24 protein-coding genes are annotated in these 20,397 nt (G+C 70.4%); 5 read left to right on the top strand and 19 right to left on the bottom strand.

What is annotated here, in order from left to right; all coding sequences use genetic code 11:
- Positions 1–45 precede the first annotated feature (45 nt).
- On the top strand, positions 46–1,113 hold the full coding sequence (locus tag CSC64_RS04030; RefSeq protein ID WP_162434042.1) for an oxidoreductase: 1,068 nt from the start codon (positions 46–48) through the stop codon (positions 1,111–1,113).
- Between the two features lie 31 nt (positions 1,114–1,144).
- On the opposite strand, the gene gnd is transcribed toward CSC64_RS04030, so the two are convergent.
- Together gnd and CSC64_RS04020 are read right to left on the bottom strand one after the other, a co-directional pair.
- Positions 1,145–2,053, bottom strand: a complete 909-nt coding sequence (gene gnd / locus CSC64_RS04025; RefSeq protein WP_162434041.1) for a phosphogluconate dehydrogenase (NAD(+)-dependent, decarboxylating) — start codon at positions 2,051–2,053, stop codon at positions 1,145–1,147.
- 108 nt (positions 2,054–2,161) lie between these two features.
- Positions 2,162–2,599 (bottom strand): hypothetical protein, encoded by a 438-nt coding sequence (locus CSC64_RS04020; protein WP_162434040.1) that lies wholly within the window; start codon positions 2,597–2,599, stop codon positions 2,162–2,164.
- A gap of 224 nt (positions 2,600–2,823) precedes the next feature.
- On the opposite strand from CSC64_RS04020, the gene CSC64_RS04015 reads away from it, so the two are divergent.
- The 3 genes from CSC64_RS04015 (at position 2,824) to CSC64_RS04005 (ending at position 5,761) form a co-directional block, all read left to right on the top strand.
- The gene (locus tag CSC64_RS04015; RefSeq protein WP_162434039.1) at positions 2,824–3,204 is read left to right on the top strand and encodes an SHOCT domain-containing protein; all 381 of its coding nucleotides are present in this window, start codon (positions 2,824–2,826) and stop codon (positions 3,202–3,204) included.
- Between the two features lie 249 nt (positions 3,205–3,453).
- Positions 3,454–4,374 (top strand): SMP-30/gluconolactonase/LRE family protein, encoded by a 921-nt coding sequence (locus CSC64_RS04010; RefSeq protein ID WP_238389750.1) that lies wholly within the window; start codon positions 3,454–3,456, stop codon positions 4,372–4,374.
- A gap of 109 nt (positions 4,375–4,483) precedes the next feature.
- Complete coding sequence (locus tag CSC64_RS04005; protein ID WP_162434094.1) at positions 4,484–5,761, top strand: APC family permease; 1,278 nt, start codon at positions 4,484–4,486, stop codon at positions 5,759–5,761.
- 67 nt (positions 5,762–5,828) lie between these two features.
- On the opposite strand, the gene CSC64_RS04000 is transcribed toward CSC64_RS04005, so the two are convergent.
- The 6 genes from CSC64_RS04000 to cax form a co-directional block, all read right to left on the bottom strand.
- Positions 5,829–6,284, bottom strand: coding sequence for a hypothetical protein (locus CSC64_RS04000; protein WP_162434037.1), 456 nt, complete (start codon positions 6,282–6,284; stop codon positions 5,829–5,831).
- 94 nt (positions 6,285–6,378) lie between these two features.
- Entirely contained in the window at positions 6,379–7,032 is a 654-nt protein-coding gene (locus tag CSC64_RS03995; protein WP_162434036.1) for a DUF4136 domain-containing protein, read from the bottom strand.
- Positions 7,033–7,208: 176 nt separating this feature from the next.
- Positions 7,209–8,111, bottom strand: a complete 903-nt coding sequence (locus CSC64_RS03990) for a DUF2950 domain-containing protein (protein ID WP_162434035.1) — start codon at positions 8,109–8,111, stop codon at positions 7,209–7,211.
- A 16-nt stretch (positions 8,112–8,127) separates the two neighbouring features.
- Entirely contained in the window at positions 8,128–9,582 is a 1,455-nt protein-coding gene (locus CSC64_RS03985; protein ID WP_162434034.1) for a DUF3300 domain-containing protein, read from the bottom strand.
- Between the two features lie 195 nt (positions 9,583–9,777).
- Positions 9,778–10,446 (bottom strand): potassium channel family protein, encoded by a 669-nt coding sequence (locus CSC64_RS03980; RefSeq protein WP_162434033.1) that lies wholly within the window; start codon positions 10,444–10,446, stop codon positions 9,778–9,780.
- Between the two features lie 22 nt (positions 10,447–10,468).
- Complete coding sequence (gene cax, locus CSC64_RS03975) at positions 10,469–11,530, bottom strand: calcium/proton exchanger (RefSeq protein ID WP_202922309.1); 1,062 nt, start codon at positions 11,528–11,530, stop codon at positions 10,469–10,471.
- 178 nt (positions 11,531–11,708) lie between these two features.
- On the opposite strand from cax, the gene CSC64_RS03970 reads away from it, so the two are divergent.
- On the top strand, positions 11,709–12,182 hold the full coding sequence (locus CSC64_RS03970; protein WP_162434031.1) for a YehS family protein: 474 nt from the start codon (positions 11,709–11,711) through the stop codon (positions 12,180–12,182).
- Positions 12,183–12,236: 54 nt separating this feature from the next.
- Here CSC64_RS03970 and CSC64_RS03965 read toward each other — a convergent pair whose 3' ends face one another.
- From CSC64_RS03965 to CSC64_RS03915, 11 genes are all read right to left on the bottom strand, one after another.
- Positions 12,237–12,644 (bottom strand): VOC family protein, encoded by a 408-nt coding sequence (locus CSC64_RS03965; protein ID WP_162434030.1) that lies wholly within the window; start codon positions 12,642–12,644, stop codon positions 12,237–12,239.
- Positions 12,645–12,731: 87 nt separating this feature from the next.
- Positions 12,732–12,941 carry a hypothetical protein gene (locus tag CSC64_RS03960; RefSeq protein WP_162434029.1) on the bottom strand — a complete coding sequence of 70 codons (210 nt, stop codon included), beginning with the start codon at positions 12,939–12,941 and terminating at the stop codon, positions 12,732–12,734.
- Between the two features lie 21 nt (positions 12,942–12,962).
- The gene (locus CSC64_RS03955; protein ID WP_238389754.1) at positions 12,963–13,301 is read right to left on the bottom strand and encodes a YkgJ family cysteine cluster protein; all 339 of its coding nucleotides are present in this window, start codon (positions 13,299–13,301) and stop codon (positions 12,963–12,965) included.
- A 160-nt stretch (positions 13,302–13,461) separates the two neighbouring features.
- Positions 13,462–15,006, bottom strand: a complete 1,545-nt coding sequence (locus CSC64_RS03950) for a beta-N-acetylhexosaminidase (RefSeq protein WP_162434027.1) — start codon at positions 15,004–15,006, stop codon at positions 13,462–13,464.
- A gap of 55 nt (positions 15,007–15,061) precedes the next feature.
- A complete protein-coding gene (locus CSC64_RS03945; RefSeq protein ID WP_162434026.1) occupies positions 15,062–16,393 on the bottom strand; it encodes a peptidase MATCAP family protein in 1,332 nt (443 codons plus the stop codon).
- An 83-nt stretch (positions 16,394–16,476) separates the two neighbouring features.
- Positions 16,477–17,154 carry a hypothetical protein gene (locus CSC64_RS03940; RefSeq protein WP_162434025.1) on the bottom strand — a complete coding sequence of 226 codons (678 nt, stop codon included), beginning with the start codon at positions 17,152–17,154 and terminating at the stop codon, positions 16,477–16,479.
- Positions 17,155–17,285: 131 nt separating this feature from the next.
- Positions 17,286–17,666 (bottom strand): FKBP-type peptidyl-prolyl cis-trans isomerase, encoded by a 381-nt coding sequence (locus CSC64_RS03935; RefSeq protein WP_425501668.1) that lies wholly within the window; start codon positions 17,664–17,666, stop codon positions 17,286–17,288.
- 6 nt (positions 17,667–17,672) lie between these two features.
- Positions 17,673–18,335 (bottom strand): hypothetical protein, encoded by a 663-nt coding sequence (locus CSC64_RS03930; RefSeq protein ID WP_162434023.1) that lies wholly within the window; start codon positions 18,333–18,335, stop codon positions 17,673–17,675.
- A 138-nt stretch (positions 18,336–18,473) separates the two neighbouring features.
- The gene (locus CSC64_RS03925) at positions 18,474–18,944 is read right to left on the bottom strand and encodes a YbjN domain-containing protein (protein WP_162434022.1); all 471 of its coding nucleotides are present in this window, start codon (positions 18,942–18,944) and stop codon (positions 18,474–18,476) included.
- A gap of 230 nt (positions 18,945–19,174) precedes the next feature.
- Entirely contained in the window at positions 19,175–19,354 is a 180-nt protein-coding gene (locus CSC64_RS03920; RefSeq protein WP_162434021.1) for a hypothetical protein, read from the bottom strand.
- An 84-nt stretch (positions 19,355–19,438) separates the two neighbouring features.
- Positions 19,439–20,152 (bottom strand): NYN domain-containing protein, encoded by a 714-nt coding sequence (locus CSC64_RS03915; protein ID WP_162434020.1) that lies wholly within the window; start codon positions 20,150–20,152, stop codon positions 19,439–19,441.
- Between the last annotated feature and the right edge of the window lie 245 nt (positions 20,153–20,397).

Genomic DNA, 20,397 nt, shown 5'->3' with positions numbered 1-20,397 from the left:
CCGCGTGTAATCCGCGCACCGGAGGACGCGCCGAAGGAATCGCTTATGCCCGCCACGCTCGACGTCGCCCTGCTCGGCTTCGGCCTGTCCGGGCGCGTGTTCCATGCGCCGCTGATCGCCGCCACGCCGGGGTTGCGCCTGCACACCGTGGTCTCCAGCGATCCGGCCAGGGTCGCCGCGGCGCATCCGCTGGCGCGCGTGCTCGCCGATCCCGACGCGGCCTTCGCCGACCCGGACATCGACCTGGTGGTGGTGGCCACGCCCAATGACACCCATGCACCGCTGGCGCTGGCCGCGCTGGCGGCCGGCAAGCACGTGGTGGTGGACAAGCCCTTCGCCCTGGACCTGGCCGAGGCACAGGCGATGATCGAAGCCGCGCACCGCGCCGACCGCCGCCTGAGCGTGTTCCACAACCGGCGCTGGGACGCCGACTTCCTGGCCCTGCGCGGATTGCTCGACCGTGGCACGCTGGGCGCGGTGGCCGAACTGCACTCGCATTTCGACCGTTTCCGCCCGCAGGTGCCGGACCGCTGGCGCGATCGCGCCGGTCCTGGCAGCGGGCTGTGGTACGACCTGGGCCCGCACCTGGTCGACCAGGCGTTGCAGCTGTTCGGCCCGCCGCTGGCGGTGAGCGCCGACCTGGCCCTGCAGCGCGAGGGCGCGCAGGCAGTGGACTATTTCCACGTGCAGTTGCGCTACGCCCGCCTGCGCGTGCTGCTGCACGCCGGCGCGCTGGTGCCCGGGCACGACCTGCGCTTCGCCGTGCACGGCAATGGCGGCAGCTGGATCAAGCATGGACTCGATCCGCAGGAGGACGCGCTGCGCGGCGGCGCCATCCCGGGCGGTGCCGGCTGGGGCCACGACCCGCGACCGGGCACGCTGCTGCGCGTGGGCGTCGACGGCAGCGTGGTCGAAGCCGACTCGCCGGCGCCGCCCGGCGATTACCTGGCCTATTACGCCGGCATCCGCGATGCGATCGCCCTGGATGCACCGTTGCCGGTCAGCGCCGGGGATGCGCTGCTCGTGATGGAAGTGATCGAGGCCGGCCTGCGCAGCAATGCGGAGCGGCGCGAACTGCCGCTGGACGGAACCACGACGGCACGACTGTCGTAGGAGCTCCCTTCAGATCGCGGGCGCGCGGCCACTACCCCGGCTTCACGCCGTGCCCGCCGAAGCGGTCGCGCAGCGTGGCCAGCAGCCTGTCGGCGAACGAATCCTTCTCGCGCGAGCGCAGCCGCTCCAGCAGCGACAGGGTGATCACCGGAGCGGACACGTCCAGCTCGATCGCCTCGGCCACCGTCCAGCGGCCTTCGCCCGAATCGGGCACGTGCGGCGCGATGCCTTCCAGCGAGGGATTGTCGCGCAGTGCATCGGCGGCCAGATCGAGCAGCCAGGAGCGCACGACGCTGCCATGCCGCCAGATCTCCGCCACCTGCGGCAGGTCCAGGGCCAGCGACTCCTTGCGCTGCATGATCGCGAAGCCCTCGGCGTAGGCCTGCATCATTCCGTACTCGATGCCGTTGTGGACCATCTTGGCGAAGTGGCCGGCGCCGCTCGGCCCGACCCATCCCCAGCCGTGCTGCGGCGACGGCGCCAGGGTTTCGAACAGCGGCCGCAGCCGCTCGCAGGCCTGCGCATCGCCGCCGACCATCAGGCTGTAACCCTCGGCCAGGCCCCACACGCCGCCACTGGTGCCGCAATCGAGGAAATGCACGTCCCGTCCGCTGCACGATGCCGCACGGCGCTGGCTGTCGCGGTAGTTGGAATTGCCGCCGTCGACGACGATGTCGCCGGGCTGCAGCAGCGGTCGCAACGCCTCCAGGCTGGCGTCCACCGCCGCACCTGCGGGCACCATCAGCCACAGTGCGCGCGGCGCCGGCAGTGCGGCGACCAGTGCCGGCAGCGAATCGAAGGTCTCCAGGCCATGCGCCTGGCGTGCGACGTCGCGCGCGGCCGCGCCCGGGTCGAATCCGGCCACGCGGTGCCCGCCGCGCTGCAGCCGCGCGGCCATGTTCGCGCCCATCCGGCCGAGGCCGATCATGCCGATGTCCATGCGACCTCCACGTAGTGCGGATGCCCAGCCTCGCATGCACGGCCGGCGCGCGGCTTCACGCCCCGGCCGGCAGTGGCGGCGCGCCGGCCGGCGCGCCGCCCCATGCGTTCAGCGCAGCCAGCCGCGTGCCGTGCAGCGCCGCGAATAGAACAGCAGCGCCAGCGCGATCACCAGCAGCAGCACCGGCATCGCCAGTCCCGCCGCGCCGTAGGCCTGCCAGGCCGGGGTGACCAGGTAGGCGCCCACGAACTGCACCAGCAATCCCAGCAGCGACACCTGGAACATCGGTACCGCCCAGCGCCGGCGCAGCAGCAGACCCAGTGCGCCGAGCACACCGCCGATCACGGCGAAGGCGAACGCCACGTTCACCCAGCCCGGCGTGGCCAGGTACACCTGCTGCTGCGGCGCGGGCAGCGTGGCCAGCCGCGCAGAATCCATCGTCACCTGCATCCAGAACATCGCCAGTCCGATCAGGTTCCAGACCAGCGCCAGGATCGCCACCCACACCAGAGCCCTGGGCCTTGCCGGCCCGCTGTGCGTCGTCATCTTCGACTTCCCTCCTCCGGGCGGCACGCGCCGCGCCGCTGAGCCTACGCCTTCGCCGCGGACCCCGCGACATGCATCGCATCGGCACGCCAGGCGAGCGTCCGTCCGCACCCGCGCCGGGCGCGGGCCCGCCCCGTGCTAGGGTGGAGGCGACACACTGCGGTCCGGCACAGGGGCGCTGCCGGGCACCACCATCGTCGTCATCGCACCGGGGAAACGTCGCAATGAGCAATTTCTGGGATACCGTCCTGCTGATCCTGATGACCTTCGTCCTGGTCGCCTACCTGCTCGTCCTGTTCCAGATCATCGTGGACCTGTTCCGCGACAAAGACCTGGGCGGGCTTTCCAAGGCGATCTGGTTCATCGGCCTGATCTTCCTGCCGTTCCTCACCGCGCTGGCCTACATCCTGTTCCGCGGCCGCGGCATGTCCGAGCGGCAGCTCGCCGCGGTGCACGATGCACGCGCCGAAACCGATGCCTACATCCGCAAGGTCGCCAGCGCCAAATCGCCGACCGAGCAGATCGCCGAAGCCAAGGCGCTGCTGGATGCCGGCGCGATCAATGCCGACGAGTTCGCGCGGCTCAAGGCGAAGGCGCTGGGCTGAGTTCCACACGCGAATGGCACCCGGCTCCACCAAGAAGCCGGGTGCCCGCCACTGCCACGTCAGAAGGCTTTTTCGGCCATCTTCGCGTGCAGCCGGGGATCCCGCGCGCGCCGCATCCACGCCGCACCGTGTTCCAGTCCCGCCCGCCGCACAAGCGCGGGACGGCAGGCAAGGCCGCCACGCACCCCACCACCGGGTGGCCGTCGACGCACTATCCTGTCCGTCCCGCCCTGCCCGACCGGAGGTCCCATGTCCCGGACGATCCCGCGCCATCGTGCTGCGCTCCGTGCAGTGCCCGCCCTGTTTGCATTCGCCCTGGCCAGCGCGCTGCCCGCGGCCGAAGCCGCCACACCGGAACCGCTGTGGGAAACGGCCGGTTTCAGCACGCCCGAGTCGGTGGTGTTCGACCGCCAGCGCGGCGTGTTCTACGTATCCAACATCGGCACCCGGGGCGAGGATGCGGTTCCCGGCGACGGTTTCATCAGCCGCCTGGCCGCGGACGGCACGCTGCTGGACCGCGAGTGGGTCACCGGCCTGGAGAATCCCAAGGGCCTGGCGCTGGCCAACGGCCGCCTGTACGCGGGCGACGACGATGCGCTGGTGGAGATCGACCTGGACGCGGCGAGGATCCTCGCCCGCCACGCGCCTCCCGACGGCGGCCCGGCGCGCTTCAACGACACCCCCGCCGACGCGGACGGCAATGTCTACGCCTTCAGTCCGCGCCTGGACACGGTGTTCCGCCTGCACCAGGGCCGCCTCGAACCGTGGCTGCAGCTCGACGTGGCCACGACCGGACGGCCCAACGGCCTGCGCGTGGACGGCGAGCGCCTGCTGCTGGGCAGCTGGCAGGTACCGCCGGACGGCGCGCAACCCGGCCATCTGTCCACGGTGGCGCTGGCCGACCGCAGCACCGGCCGCATCGGCAGCGAGCCGATCGGCCACATCGACGGGATCGAACCGGATGGCCGCGGCGGCTGGACGGTGACCGACTGGACCCGCGGGCTGCTGCTGCACGTCGATGCCGGTGACACGACCACGCCGCTGCTGACCCTGTCGAAGGGTTCGGCCGACCACCTCTACCTGGCCGACAGGGAACTGCTGGTGGTGCCGATGTTCTTCGACAACGTGGTGCGCGCCTGGCGCTGGGCGCCGGACGCGAAGGCGGAATGATCCTGCGCGCAGCGGTGGTCCCTGCGCGCACCTCCGCGGCGGTCGCGGCCCCGCGCGGAGGGCCGCGCGCGGGACCCCGGCGGCGCCCGGGCCGCATTCGCCGCAGGGGCTGCTGCGTGCGGTCGGGCGCTGGCAGATCCTCGGGCTGTCGATCAACAGCGTGGTCGGCAGCGGCGTGTACCTGCTGCCGGCCACCGCGTTCGCCCTGCTCGGCCCCTTCAGCGTCTGGGGCGTGCTGCTGGCCGGGGCGACCGTGGGCCTGCTGGTGCTGTGCTACGCCAAGGCGGCCACGTACTTCGACGTGCAGGGCGGCAGCGCGCTGTACGCGCGCGAGGCGTTCGGACCGTTCGCCGGCTTCCAGGTGGGCTGGACGATCTGGCTCACGCGCATAGCGACCGCCGCCTCGCTGGCCAACGGCCTGGCCGACGCGCTGGCGCGGTTCTGGCCGGCGGCGTCCTCCGGCGGCGGCCGGATGGCGGTGATCGCCGGCTCGCTGCTGGCGCTGGCGGCGATCAACATCGCCGGCGTGCGCCAGGCCGCGCAGCTGTCGCTGTGGCTGGTGGCGGGCAAGCTGCTGCCGCTGCTGCTGTTCGTGGCCATCGGCGTGTTCCATGTCGACCTGCAGCCGGCCTTCGGCACGCCGGCGCCGCAGGCACTGGATCCGCGGCGCATGGGCGAGGCGGCCTTGCTGCTGCTGTTCGCCTACGCCGGCTTCGAGAACCTGTCGGTGGCCGCGAGCGAATTCCACAGTCCGCGCCGCAACGTGCCGTTCGCGCTGGTGGCGATGATCGTGCTGGTCACCGCGGTCTATGCCGGCGTGCAGCTGGTGGCGCAGGGCACGCTGCCGGGGCTGGCGGACTCGACCACACCGCTGGCCGACGCGGCGGCGGCGTTCTCCGGCGAAGGCCTGGCGCTGCTGGTCACCGCCGGCGCGGCGCTGTCGATCCTGGGCACCGGCAACGCGACCATGCTGCTGGGGCCGCGCTTCCTGCACACGCTGGCCTCCGACGGCTACGGGCCGCGAGTGCTGGCGCATGTGGACCGTCGTTTCCACACCCCGGCGCTGGCGATCGCGGTGCAGTGCGTGCTGGCCCTGACGCGGGCCCGGAGCGGATCGTTCGTGCAGCTGGCGCTGCTGTCGATGGTCACCCGCCTGCTGGCGTATATGACCACGGCCGGCAGCGTGCTGGTGCTGCAGCGGCGCCATGGCGATGCGCCGGGTTCATGGAGGCTGCCGGGCGGTGCGCTGGTACCGTGCGCGGCGCTGGCGTTGTCGCTGGCGATGCTGCTCAGCGCCCGTCCGGAGCACCTGCTGGCGGTGGCGGTGGCGATGGGCGTGGGTTGCGGCTTCTACCTGCTGCGGCGGCGGCCGGCAGGGACGAACTGATGCGGCAAGGATGCAAGCCACGTGCCCCGGCTGCGGCGTGGCCGCCGCGGGCGTCGCGTCGTGGCTGTCAGCGGCGTGGCGGAGCGCCCGAGGGAACGGGATGCGGGCCGGGACGCGGCCCCCAGCCCTGGCCCGGGCCGTCGTACTGGTCCACGTGCAGCTGCATGTTGAACGTGCGCCCGTCGCCATCGTCGTCGGCGTAGGACTTGCAGTAGTTCAGCGACGCGCCCTGCCAGTTGCTGTTGCCGCCCTCGCTGGAGTAGCCGATCCCGGCGCGGACGTTGCCGGTCAGGTCGGTCGGGCTGCCGTCGGGCGCGGTCGGGCAGGCGCGGCGCATGATCACCGGCCTGCTGGCAGCGCTGGCCGGCGTGCCCGAGGGATCGCCATACCAGGTGCCGGGCGGATCGTTGCGGTACAGCGAAGTGGCCTGCGGCAGCGACAGGTCCAGCGAGGCCGCATCCTGGGCGGCCAGCGGCGGCATGGCGGCGAGGCAGAGCACGGCAAGGCAGGTGGCGCGGCGCATGGCGGGAATCGGAAAGCGGACGAGACCCGTTGAATCTACCGCCTGCGCCGATCGATTCCTCCGCACCCCGCCGCTGCCGGACGGGGCCCGTTCATCAGGGCCGGTACGCCGGCAGGTCGGACAGGGTCTGCGCGGCGACCGCATCCAGTCGTGCCTGGGTCCATTCGCCCGGCCGGATCGTGCCGGTATTCAGCGCGCTCCAGACCACGCGGATGCTGCGCGGTTCGATCACCTCGATCATCAGGCCGCCTTCGGTGCGTTCGGTGGTGCGGTAGCGCAGCACCGGCTCGCCGCTGTCGTTGCTCACCACCAGCTGCGAACAGTTGCCGCCGGTGCACTTGATCGCGGACATCGGCGTGGTGCCGGCCGGTTCGGCGCGCACCGGCTGGGTCTCGCGCACGTCGCGCACGCCGACCCGGTTGGCGACCAGGAACGCGGCATCGGCACGGTCCACCGGGCGGTAACCCTTGGCCTGCAGCGCGCGGTCCAGCGCGGCCTGCAGGTCGGCGCGGAACTGCTCGTCGCGCACGCGCGCGTCGCGCTCGGGCGCGGTCGTCGGCTCGGGCAGCGGCACCCAGGCATAGCCCTGGCCGGGCAGCACCGAGGCCTGCGTGGTGACGGTGACATGGCCGGCCGGCGCGTTGCGCGCGGTGCCCGGCGAGAACGAGCAGCCGGCCGTGGCGAGCAGCAGCCCGCACAGCAGCGGGACGACGGAAACGGCGAAGCGGCGCGGGCGATGGGTGTTCAAGGGGAAGGGCTCCTGTACGCGCGGGGGCCTGCCGGTGCAGGCCGATGCGTGCAGCTTAGCAGCCATGCCCGCACGCTCCATCCTGCGCAGGGAAGATCGCGACGCCGTGCGATGCGTGCACCGGTCGCGCGCGTTTCCGACCTGGCCGGGGTCTGGCGGCCCCGTCCCGTCCGGCCTCAGGGCGAGGCGGCGGCGGTGGCCGTGTCGGTCACTTCCTGCCAGCTGCTGTCCGGGTCGAACGTGGCCATCGCCCGCGCGACCGCGTCGCTTCCGGATCCCAGGTCCTTCTCGAACACCTGGCCGTCGTGGCTGACGATGAAGCTCATCACCCCGCTGTCGCCGTAGCGCGCCGGCCAGGCGACCAGGGCGAAGCCGCGGCTCATGTTGTCGCCGAGCCGGTAGTCGTAGGCGCCGCGCGGCGCCGAGGTGCCCTGCGCGGTGAGGATCCGGTAGTGGTAGCCGTGCCACACGCCCTCGGGCGAGTCGTCGCCGAACAGCGGGCCCAGCGGGCTCTGCTCCTCGTCGTCCCCGGCCTCCCAGAACAGGCCGTCGTGCTGGCCGTCGGTGCTGACGAACTTCTGCGCGTACTCGAGCACGCCGTCGCCGTCGCGGTCCTCGCCGGCGTAGTCGTCCTGGGCGTCGACGTAGGCCAGCGAGGCCTGCACCGCGTCGAGCTCGTTGCGGCCGATGCGGCGCGCGCGCAGCTCCGGCTCGCCGGCCTTCAGGTCGAAGGCCCAGCCCGACGCGCCCTTCACCAGCGGCACCGGCAGCACCCAGCCCTCCTTGCCCACGGCAAGCTTCGCGTGGGTGGCATCGGACTTCTCGAACACGTGCTTCTCGCGGTAGCGGGCGAGGAAGGCGTCGGTGTCGTCGCGGTCGACGTTGTCCAGCGGGATGTACTGCTGCCAGTCCGCGCCGAACACGGTGGCCAGGCGCGCGGCGTCGGCCTTTTCCGTGCCCAGTGCGCCGACCAGCGCCTCGGCCGCCGCCTCGGGAGTGGGATAGGCCTGCTGCGCGTGCGCGGGCAACGCCAGCAGGGACAGGCACAGGATCGGAAGCAGGCGCAGGGATGCGGTCATGTCAGGTCTCCTGTGTTCAACGGCGGCGGCCGCCGCCACCGCCGCCACGCGACGGGGCCGAACGCTGCACCGGCCGGCCGGCGCTGCGCGCGCCCGACGAGCGCGATGCCGCCTGGCTGCTGTGCCCGCGGCTGGAAGCGGCACGCGACTGGCCGGGATTGGATGCACCCTGGAAGGCGCTGTTATTGCCCGTGCGGGTGCCGGCCTGGGTGTTGGATGCACGCTGGCGCGCATCCTGCTGGGCACGGGTGTTCGATGCCGCGGTCCGCTGCTGCGTGCTGCCGGTATTGGCGCGCTGGGTGTTGCCGGCGTTGGCACGCGAGGTGTTGCCGGCGCTGGCGCGCTGGCCGCCAGCGCCCGCGGCATTGCGCGAGGCCGGCTGCTGGGCGATGTCGCGCGAAGCCTGCCCGGCGCGCTGCCGCGCCTCCGCATTGCTCTTCGCCGGCGCCTGGATGCCGCGATTCTCCAGCGACTGCGCCGCACGCTGGCGGTCGGCGTTGCGCGCCTGGTCGTGGCCACGGTAGCCGTCGCGCTGGCTGGCACCCTGGCGCTGGTTGCCGTAGCGCTCGCGGCTGGCGTTGTCGCGGTACGGCACGCCGTCGCGGTTGGACGCGTTGTGGTTCCACTTGTTGCTGCTGCGGTCGATCTGGCGGTTGCTGTTGAACTCGTTGTAGCGGTTGACGTCGATGTCGATGTCGCCGCCGCCCCAGTTGCAGTCGCCCCACAGTGCGCCGCCCACGGCCACGCCGATGCCGAAGCTGAGCAGCGCCCCGCCCGGGTAGTAGTACGGCGGCGGCGGGTAGTAGTACGGCGGATACGAGGGATAGGCCCAGCCGCCATACACCACGCTGGGGTTGTAGCTGGGCACGTACACCACTTCCGGGTCGGCCGGCTCGATCACGATGGTCTGCTGCGCGGGCTGCTGGACCACGGTGGTGGTGCTGGCAGGCGCGGCCGGCTGCTTGCTGACCACCTGCTGCTCGTTGGACTTGAGGTTGCCGGCCGCATCGGCCTTGGCCCGCAGGCGCTGCACCGAGGCCATCACGTCCTCGGGCTGGGCCAGGAACGCATCACCCATCTTCTGCACCCAGGCCGGATCCTGGCCAAGCACCGCCAGCAGCTGCGGGAATGCCACCAGCGACTGCACGCTCGGGTCCCAGGGCTGGCTGGCGACCTGCTTGACCGCCGCCTCGCCCTTGGCGTCCTTGTTCTTCTCCGACCACTTCACCGCGTCGGCGACGTCGCCGGGGTAGGTCGAGGCCATCAGCACCTGGGCCAGCAGCGAGTCCGGATACAGCGCGATCGGCGCCATCATCTGGTCGAGCTGTTCGACGCTGAAGGTTGCCGACGTAGCCTTGGCGCCGGACGCCGAAGCGGACTGCGGCGCGGCCCAGGCGGTGGCCGGGTTGGAACCACCGGTCACCGCGAGCAGCAGGGCGGTGGCCAGCAGATGGGGCGCGGAGATGCGCATGGGGATCCTCCAGTCGCGCGGTAGCGGGGCGACGCCGGACCCGCCCGCTGGCGGGACAGGCGGGCGCACCGGACACACCGACGCTACCCGCCGCCTCGGAAACGGCTCAATTGGCCTTTGGCCCCACGGGTGGCGACATGAATGGCGGCGCGTCCTGCGGGCCGTGCGGGCCGGGCGTCCAGCCCGGCCAGCGCCCTACTCCGACGACACCGTCGCCACCCGCAGGCTGACCAGGCGCGCCACCATGATCGCCAGGTACAGCTGGCCGATGATCGCCTCGAACACCGACAGCCCGCGCATGACCGGGGTCGCCGGGGTGAAGTCGCCGTAGCCCAGCGTGGCCAGGGTGACGAAGCTGAAGTAGATGGCGTCGCCCATGCCCAGCCCGCGCGGCAGTGGCTGGCCGCCGAGCAGCAGCGCGCCCGGGTACAGCTTGACCACGGCGACGTAGACCACGCCCCAGCACACCCCGATCAGCAGGTAGGCGCTGAGCGCCGCGTACAGCTGCTCCAGGTCCACCCGCGCGCTGGACATCGAATAGCGGATCGCGCCGAACACCGCCATCAGCGCCACCGCCCCCCACAGGATGGCGCCCACCGCCGAGATCGTGGCCGAGTCCAGGTACGCCGACAGCCCGCGCAGCAGCAGCGCCAGCGCGACGATCACGAGCATCGTGCGCCGCTTGTGCAGCGCCCCGATCGGGAACACCGCGGCCACCAGGCTGGCGGTGAGCAGCATCTCCATCGCCAGCCGGCCGATGTCCAGCGCCTCCAGCAGCGGGCCCACCGCGATGGTGGCCAGCAGCGCGTAGAACAGGATCGCGTAGCGGCGCCGGGCGATCCATCCGGACGTCGGGGAAAGCACCGGCTTCACCGGTTCCACCGCCTCACCCCACGTCGGGCACGAAGAAGAACACGGTGGCCAGGATCAGGTACACCGCCAGCAGCTGCACGCCGCGCAGCCAGTCGGCGCGGCCGTCGCTGGCGACCTGGCCGGCGATGATCACCGAGAACAGGATGGTCAGCACCAGCCCCGGGCCGAACACCAGGTCCATCGGCTGCGGGCCGACGAAGAAGCTCATCAGCACCAGCAGCGGCGCCACCAGCAGGGCCAGCTGCACGCTGGCACCCAGGGTGATCGACATCGACAGGTCCATGCGGTTCTGCCGCGCGGCGCCCATGGCGGTGGCCTGTTCGGCCGCGCCGCCGATCACCGCCAGCACGAACACGCCGGTGAACGCGTCGGAGAAGCCCATCGCCTCGCTCGCCGACTCGACCGTGCCGACCAGGATCTCGCTGAGCCAGATGATGCCCAGGGTGACCGCGAACAGCACCGCCAGCGCCTTGCCCGGCGCCCACTGCGGGCCGTGATGCAGGTCGGCATGGCCGGCCGCGGCGGCGGCGGCATCGGCACGGCTGCGGACCATGGTGAAGGCGACGTTGGCCACGTACACCGCGAGCATGATCCCGGCGATGATCGTGCTCAGCGAGTTCATCTGCACTTCGGCGCTGGGCACGATCGACAGGTACGCCGCCGGCAGGATCAGCGCCGTTACCGCCAGGGTCAGCATGGTCGCCTGGGTGCGCGCGGAGCGGGCGTCGTAGGTCTGGTCGCCGTGGCGGGTGCCGCCCAGCACCATCGCCACGCCCAGCACGAACAGCACGTTGCCGATGATGGTGCCGGCCAGCGAGGCCTTGACCATGTCGTGCAGGCCGGCGCGCAGCGCGGCCAGGGCGATGATCAGTTCGGCGGCGTTGCCGAAGGTGGCGTTGAGCAGGCCGCCCAGGCCGGGGCCGAGGCGGGTGGCCAGCGAGCCGGTGGCCTGGGCCATGATCGCCGCCAGCGGGATGATGCCCAGCGCGGCCACGGCGAATATCAGCAGGGCGTTGCCCGGCGCGAAATGCTCCAGCGCGATGGCGATCGGCACCAGCACAAGCAGCCACTTCATCATCGATTCCCCGCCCCCGCCGACATCGGCGCCGGTACCGTCGCCTCTTCCCCCGCATGCGGGCAATTGGCCCTTGGCCCTACCGCCTGGACGTGGCGGCGGACCGGCGCGCAATGGCGCGCTCCCCGGGGCGCTAAAATGCAGCCTGCGCCCTACCCCAGGCCACCGGGCAACCGCGATGATCAACAACGACGTCCTGCGCAGCATCCGCTACATGCTGGACTTCAGCGACGGCAAGGTGGTGGAGATCGTCCAGCTGGCCGATCCGGGGTTCGCGCTCGACAAGGCCGACATCCCCGCGTTGCTGAAGAAGGAGGACGAGGCTGGCGCGGTCGCCTGCAGCGACGCCCTGCTGGCGCGCTTCCTCGACGGCCTGGTGGTCTACTACCGCGGCCGCGACGAGAGCCAGCCGCCGCGCCCGCCGGAGAGCCGGATCAGCAACAACCTGGTGCTGAAGAAGCTGCGCGTGGCCTTCCAGCTCAAGGACGTGGACATGCACGAGGTGTTCGAGGGCGCCGGCTTCCCGCTCGCCAAGCCGGAGATGACCGCGCTGTTCCGCCAGCCCGGACACAAGAACTTCCGGCCCTGCGGTGACCAGATCCTGCGCAATTTCCTCAAGGGGCTGACGCTGCGCTTCCGCACCGGCGACTGAGGCTGCGCCTTCGCTGCAGCCGGAGCGTGGCGCCGCTGTGCGGCCGCGGCCGGCCTAGTGGCTGCGCTCGCCGCTGATCTCCCAGGGGATGCCGAAGCGGTCGACCACCATGCCGAACCCGGGCGACCAGAACGTGCGCTCGAACGGCATGCGGATGCTGCCGCCCTCGGCCAGCGCGGTGAACACGCGCGCGGCCTCGTCCACCGGTGCGGCGATCGAGACCGAGAACCCCTGCAGCCGCACGTAGCTGCCCGGGAAGGCGTCGGAACCGATCAGGACCTGGCCGTTGCAGGCGAGCGTGGCCTGCAGGATCCGCGACTGCCAGGCCCGCGGCACCTGCCGCGCCAGCGGCGACTCGCCGTAGGTGAGCACGCCGGTGAACTGGCCGCCGAGGATGCGCTGGTAGTGGCGGAACGCGGCCGCGCAGTCGCCATCGAAGGACAGGTGGCAGCTGATTCCCATGTCGCCTCCCTGGCGCTGGCGGCGAACGTGGCCGTGATTCCTGTTCTCACGTAAACCGTCGCCTACACCGGACTCACGCGCGGGCGCTCAGGTGTCTGCGTCCCCTTTGCCCTTCTTCTCCTCCATTTCCGCCACCTTTTCCAGCACCCGGGTGGTGCCGAGCACCTCGATGCGGCCCCCGGTGCGCTGGAAGGCGAGAAGGTCGTCGGAAATGCGCTCGCTGGTGAGCGCACCGCTCGGCTTGCCGGCGTCCGGCCTGCGGGGAGGAGCGTTCTTCACGGGCCTGCGCGTGGCCATGGTCTGGATACCTCCGGTCAGTCAATAAAGCGTCAGGGGAATGCCGCGCAGCCGCTGCTCGCGGTAGGTCGCACGGATGTCCAGGCAATACGCACCGCCCATGGCGAAGCTGCGGCAGATCGCCGGACGGTCGGCGTAGATCGAACAGGACATGCGCTGGGGATCGATCGCCGCGCACCAGCCGTCCTCGTCGCGCGCCATCACCTCAACCCCTTGCGCATTGCGCTCGACCAGCCAGCGCGGCACGCCGCGGTCCTCGGGCATCACCACCACGGTGAGCCGGCAACACACCGCATCGCAGCGCCGGCATGAAGGGTCGGCATCGGCGGGACTGGATGGCAGGGGGAACGAACGGGCGATGGGATGGCCTCCCTCCCGGGCGTGCGGCCGGCCCGGGAAGCATCGAGGTTGAAGGGGCGAAAGGCGCCCGGGTAGCGGGCGGCAGGTCGCGTGGACCAGCGATGGCCCACCTTACTCCACGCAGGATGAATGCGATGTTGGATAGCCGGCCCGGAAGGGCTCAGGGCCCGCTGTCGCGATTCCCCCAGCCCAGGTCCGGCTCGGGGTGGTAACGCACGCCCATCGCGTCCAGATGCGGGCGCAGCGCGCCCAGACGCTGGACGAAGCCGGCGTAATCGCGCCGGTCGGCGGGCGTCCAGGCCACCTCGGCCACCGCTGCCAGCCGCGGCCACAGGCGGTCGTCGGCGGTCGCATCGGCGTGCACCAGTTCCGACCACAGCGCGCCCTCCACGCCGACCGCGGTCGGATAACGCGCCGGATCGAAGCTGTAGACCCGCTGCAGCGGCACGCCTTCCTTGCGGCACCAGTCGTAAGTCTGCGGCTGGCCGGCGTAGTTGCCGTGGTCGATGTAGAAATACGTGCACGGCGACAGGATCAGCGGATGCCCCTTGGCCACCGCCGCGTCGATGGCGTAGCCCTCGTTCCACAGCTGCAGCATCAGGTCCGGGCCGGTGTCGGCCACCGAACCCTCCTCCCAGGCGATCGGCGTGCGCCCCATCTCCCGCACCATCGCCGCGGTACGGGCGACGAAGTCGGCGTACAGCGGATCCTTGATCTCGTCGCCGCCGATGTGGATCTCCTGCGACGGGAAGATCGCCAGCACTTCTTCCAGCACGTTGCGCACGAACGGATAGACCACGTCCGGCTTGGACAGGCACAGCACGCTGAAGCCCACCTCCAGGCCGTCGTAGGTGGACAGGTTGTCCTCGTCGTCGCAGGCCAGCTCGTTGTAGGAGGCCAGCATCGCCTGCACGTGCCCGGGCATGTCGATCTCCGGGACCAGGGTGACGCCACGCGCCTGCGCGTAGGCCACCAGGTGCTTCAATTCCTCCTGGGTGTACCAGCCGCTTCGCCCGCCCTTGACCGCGCTGGCGCCGCCGATCTCCACCAGCTTCGGGTAGCGCTTGATCTCGATGCGCCAGCCCTGGTCGTCGGTGAGGTGCAGGTGCAGGCGGTTGAGCTTGAAGAACGCCATGCGGTCGATGTGCTTTTCCAGGTACTCGACCGGCAGGAAGCTGCGGGCCACGTCCACCGAGCTGCCGCGCCAGGAGTAGGCCGGCGCGTCGGTGATCGCGACCCGCGGCAGCCGGTACTGCGGCTGCGCCTGCGCCGGCAGCAGCTGGCGCAGGCTCTGCACCGCGTGCAGCAGGCCGGCGTCGGTGCGCGCGACCAGGACGATGCCCTCGCCCACCCGCAGCCGGTAGCCTTCATCGGGTAGCGCCGCGTCGTCGACCAGTTGCAGGCGGATGCGGATGGCCGCGCTCGCGTCCTGGGCCAGGCCCAGCGTGGACAGCAGTTCCTCCAGCGCGCGGCGGGCGTTCGGTGCGGCTTCGGGCGCTTCCAGCGCGACGGCGCCGGACACCTGCAGTTCGCCGGACTGCACGTCCACCGACTGCGGCAACGGCACGATGTGCACCGGCGGGGCCGTGGCCTCGGCCGCCGCGGGCGTGGCCGGCGGCGCGGGATTGCAGCCGGTGGCGGTCACGGCGAACAGGCAGGCGGACAGGCAGGCGAGCAGGACGGCGTACGTGGTCGGCAGCTTCATTCGGCACGGGCACCCAGGAAGGACCGGACGAGGATAGTGCGGAACCGCGCCTGCGTCAGGACAGGGCCGCCGCGGCTCCCGCCTCCATCACCTCGTCCTCGGCTTCCGCGAACCGCTGCAGGTCGAAGCCGTCCAGGCGCAGCGACTGCGCCGCGGGGGAGAAGGCCAGCGTGGCCAGCACCCGTTCCGGGTGCCGCGCCCACGGCGGCACGTAGCGCGGGCCTGCGATCAGGCCGGAATCGCGCAGCGCCGACAGCGCCACCAGGTCGCCCAGCGCCACCCGGCCGCAGAACAGCATGCGCAGGGTGTCGCCGCGGTTCTCGTACAGCGCGCGCTTGACGAACGCAGTCACCAGCAGCAGCCCTTCGAGGTAGGCGCCGTCCTTGGTGAAGCAGACCCGGCCGCGCACGTCGCCACCGCGGAAGATGCGCGCGGCGCTGCGGTAGGCATCCACCTCCGACTGTCCAGCGTCGAGGAAGTTGCGGAACACCTGGATGAAGTCGGCGCCGTCCAGCCCCTCCTGCAGCCGCAGCACGCGCAGCGCCAGCCGCCGCAGGCGGTTGATGTCCATCGATCCGCTGATGATCTCGGCGAACGTGGCCAGTCCCTCCTGGGTGCGCGTGGTACGCGGCGAGCCGGTGCCCAGGCAGCGCAGCCACGGCTGGTGCTTGCCGTTGAGCATGGTCGCCGAATGGATGAACGCCTCGTGCTCGACCAGCTGGTCCAGGTCCAGGTCGGAGAACATCGCATCGGCGCGGATGCGGATCACCTTGCTGCCCGCGGTGGCCTTGGAGGAAAGCTGCGGATCGAGCACCACCTCGACCGGATCGTGGGTGAAGAACCGGCCCATGCGCTCGCGCAGCTGCGCGGCGAACTCGGTGGCGGGGATGTCGTAGGGCACCGCGGGCACGTAGCGCGAATCGATCAGCTGGCCGGTGATCTCCAGCATCCGCGCGGCGGACTGGAACGTGGTCGAATCCTGCGACCGGTACCGCGTGGACGGATGGCCGTACAGCAGCACCGAGCATTCGGTGAAGCGCGGATTGCCCACGTTGGCGAGCATGGTCGCGGCGACGCGATAGCTCCACGCGGTCTTGTACAGCCAGTCGCCGACCGGGTGGCCGCGATCGAGCCGCGGCAGGATGTCGTCGAGCGCCTCTATGGTCTCGGCATGGTCGACCGGCTGCGTAGGCGGTTGTGGCAGTTCCGGGTTGCCCGCGCGCCAGCGTTCGAGGAAGCGCGCCTCCATCTCCACCGGCCAGGTCAGGCCGGAGAGGATGCGGACCTTGCTGCCGATCTTCGCGATCCGCTTGTCGTACTTGAGCAGCTTCGCCAGCGCGGGGTCCGCGGCGGTGGGATCGGGGGTGCCGGAAGCGACGGCGTTCATGGGGTTCCCACCCTGCAGGTCCAGGATGGGCGCAGCCTATCAGGTCCTGTTCGGGGCGCAGGCCTTGCCGACGCAACGCCGGATCAGGGATCGGCCGGCCACGGCGGCAACGGCACCTCGCGCGCGGCCATCACGCCCTCGCGCACGATCGCATACGCCTGTTCGACCGGGACGCCCCTGAGGCATTGCACCTTGCCACCGGTGACGCGGTAGATGTCCGGGTGCTCCTTCCAGCGGGCGGCCAGTCGCTCGTTGTGCCCGGCGGGCACGGCATCCAGCGCCAGGATCGGCCCGGCGAACGCCATCGGGCGCGCCCGGGCGACGCGCGGCTGCTGTCCATCGCGGTACTGGAGGTCGCCGCAGGCGGCCCACTGCCCGTCCACCGTGCGATGCACGGGGATGGCCTGGTACTTGTGCAGCCACGCATCCTCCCCGCCCACCTCGACGAACAGCAGCGCATGGTCGAAGTGGGCGAACGGCGGGAAGCCGTAGTGGTCGGCCACCGAGAACGCCAGCGTCCCGTCGCCGGCGTCGCCCACCACCGGCTGCACGACGCGGTACCTGGCCCGGTACAGCGAATCCATGGTGATGCACTCCAACCCCCCGGTTTCCCTGGCCTTCGTCTGGCATGGGTCGGGCACGGGCTCGATGGAGAGCCGCTCGCCGATGAAGACCACCGTGTGCGGAGGACTGGCTTCGGCGGTTGCCGGTTCGGCCGCCGCCGCCGGCATGGCCGCCACCGCGCACAGCATCACGGCCATGCACCGCCAGAGAGCGCAAGGCTTGCGGACGCCAGCGGTTGCCATCGATGGACTGGCGCGCATGTGCGGAAATCCCCTCGTTCGAGCGGAGAACGGGCGACGCGGCACCCAGCCGGGCGGAACCGCCCCGCTCAGGTCCCCAGCAGCTCCACCTCGAACTTCAGCGTGGCGTTGGGCGGGATCACGCCGCCGGCGCCGCGCGCGCCGTAGCCCAGGGCGGCCGGGATGACCAGCACCCGCGTGCCGCCGACCTTCATGCCCTGCACGCCCTCGTCCCAGCCCTTGATCACCATGCCGGCACCCAGCGGGAAGATGAAAGGCTCGCCGCGGTCCTTGCTGGAATCGAACTTCGCGCCCTGCGCGCCGCCCTCGTAGAGCCAGCCGGTGTAGTGCACGGTGACGTTGTTGCCGCGCACGGCCTCGGCGCCGGTGCCGGTGACGGTGTCTTCGAACTGCAGGCCCGAAGCGGTGGTGGTGAAAGCCATGGCGGATCCTTGTCGATGCGGGGGAATTGCGGCCTAGTCTAGCGGCTGCGCGTCCGCTGCCGCGGCAGTGCCGGGCAGCACCGACAGCACGCCTTCAAGCGCCGCCCACAGCCGCGCGGTTTCGGCGGCATCGAGCAGGCCGTCGCCATCCTCGTCCACGTCCACCAGCCCCGCCGGATAGCGTGCGTCGGCGTTCTCCAGGTAGAAGACGATGGCCTCGTGCAGGCCGGCGGCATCGGCGACCCGCGCCAGGCGCGCCACGTGCCAGTAGCGCGGCGGCTGCAGCCCCGCCGCGACCAGCGCCGCGCGCGTCCTGTCCGCCTCCAGCCCCGGCGCACGCGCCGCCGCGGCGACGTCGTCATAGGCATACGCGCCGGAGCGGTACACGTGCGGCCCGAAGCGGCGCGGCGGCACCGCCGGGAACACGAAACGGAAGTCGGACCCGGCCTGCACGGTCTCGAACTGCAGCACGACCAGGCGCTGGACCACGCCATCGGCCACGTCGACGAACAGGTGGCGCTCCGCATCGGTGGTGTCGCCGATCGGGAAGCGCAGAACGGGCAAGGGTGCCAGGCTGGCGTCCACGGCGAATACAGACTCGGGCACCGCGGGGGAGGTGACGCGGTGGGCGTCCGCCGCCATGAGCAACGCGGGGGAAACCAGCAGGAGCAGAAGCAGCAGGCAGCGGAAAGCCATCGCATAAATCCGGGAGCGTGATTGGCGCGCACACTGCGCGCCCGCCGCTAGGCCGGCGCGTGCCGGAAGTCACCCGGCATTGCACGCGGAACGCCCGGCCACCGCGTTGCCGCACGTGGCCGGGAGGCAGTCCCGTCCTCAGTCCGCCACCGCCTCGACGAAGCTTTCCACCAGCCTGTCGAACGTCTCCAGCTGGCTGCGCAGGTGCGCCGCATGGTCGGTGTGCAGCATCTCGAAGTCGTACTGCAGGAACGGGTCGCCCTCGTCGTCCAGGTGCATGCGGACGTAGCGGAAGCGGTTGTTGACGTAGTTGGCAGTCTGCAGGCTGGTGCCGTTCTCGAGGTCAAGCGCCAATTCAAGCTGCAGCGAGCCGCAGCGTCCTTCCCTGCAATCGTAGAAGTTCAGGAAGGCATGCAGGTCACCGGTCATGAACCGGATCAGCGGATCGCCCGCGCCGTCGGTGGACAGCTGCGGCGAGAGCCCCATCGAACGCATCACCGACACCGCTTCTGGACCGGTGATGCCACGGCCTTCGGCAGCCGCGTCCGCCGCGATCAACGGCGATGCCAGCGCCAGCATTGCCGCCAGCGCCCATTTTTTCCTACCCATTGTGTATCCCCCTGTTGCGGATCCGGATTATGGCCGGCGACCGATATGTCCGGAAAGTAGACTTGGCCCCGCTGGCCCGGCAGTCGGGTTACCCACAGGCCGGAGCCTCTTGCCCCACATGCGGAGCAAAAAGCCTTGTTTCCGGATAAATTTTCACCATCGGCCGAGCCCCGGCGGCCCGAGCATAAAGCTCCGGCGATGGAGAAATTTTCTGCGGTGACGCAAACGCCTCAGCGGGCCGCGCGTGAATCCCGGTATCCCTCGCTGAATCCTTCCACCATTGGACCGAGCCCGGCCGACAGGAACAGCGTGATCGCCGCACACAGCATCAGGTTGCGATGGTTCCTGCGGTAGCCCATGACCAGAAGGACCAGGCCGATGACGAACAGCACGATCTCGATCACGTACATGGCAACTCCTGATTTTGTCCACACGTCCGAATTATCGAGCCTGACGCCTTCCACTGGCGGCCACTCCAACTTCTGTCTTCGTGACTATTTGGTCTTAAGTCGCACGAAGATGTGGACACTGGTCGAGCCATCGCCAACAGGCACTTCCTTCACCTCAAGGAACTTCTGCTTCTTCACCAGATCCCCGAGCTTTGGATACCCGTAGTTGCGCGGATCGAACGACGGGCTGTTCTTGTTCACTTGGCTTCCCACTGCGGACAAGGCAGCCCATCCGCTGTCGCGCGCCGTGGCCGCAATCGCGTTCTCGAGCAGGGGCTTTAGAGGTTCTGGCCCTTCGGGCTCAGGCAGTGCTTCCGAGGATGGCCTCAGAATCTCCGTATAGATGAACTTGTCGCATGCGGCCACGAAGGCAGCAGGAGTCTTCTTCTCGCCAAGCCCGTAAACCACCAGCCCGGCTTCGCGGATTCGCGTTGCAAGACGCGTGTAGTCGCTGTCGGAAGAGACGATGCAGAACCCGTTGACGGCCCCACCATGGAGAAGATCCATCGCATCGATGATCAGCGCCGAGTCCGTGGCGTTCTTCCCGGTCGTGTTCGCGAACTGCTGGATCGGCTGGATCGCCAGGCTCTGCAGGGCGTCCTTCCACCCGCGCAGATTCGGCGTCGTCCAATCACCGTAGGCCCGCTTTATCGTCGCCGTACCGTACCGGGAGACCTCAGCCAGCAGTTCGGCAGCAATCGACGCCTGCGCGTTGTCTGCATCTACGAGGACGGCAAGCTTGTCAGACGATCCAGACATACGCTCCTGGTGACCCCTAGTGGCCTTGAATAAAACTGCACTCTAACCCCTGTTTCAGCGGGTTCGCAAAGTGCGCTCTGACCCTGTTTCGGAATCTACAGAAAAGTGCACTCTGACCCTGAGGTTTCCCCAGGTTTCCCTTTTCCGGATCAATGACTTGCGCTGATCCTGGTTTGCAAGAGCGCGCGCATGGCGCGATCTTCGTGGTTACCAGACCAATGAGGATCGCAGACCATGCGCGCAAC

It is taken from the genome of Pseudoxanthomonas koreensis, from assembly GCF_010093225.1.
In the GTDB taxonomy this organism is placed as follows: Bacteria; Pseudomonadota; Gammaproteobacteria; order Xanthomonadales; family Xanthomonadaceae; genus Pseudoxanthomonas; species Pseudoxanthomonas koreensis.
Note: the sequence above shows the minus strand (reverse complement) of the source record. Positions and strands in the feature narration are given on the sequence as shown.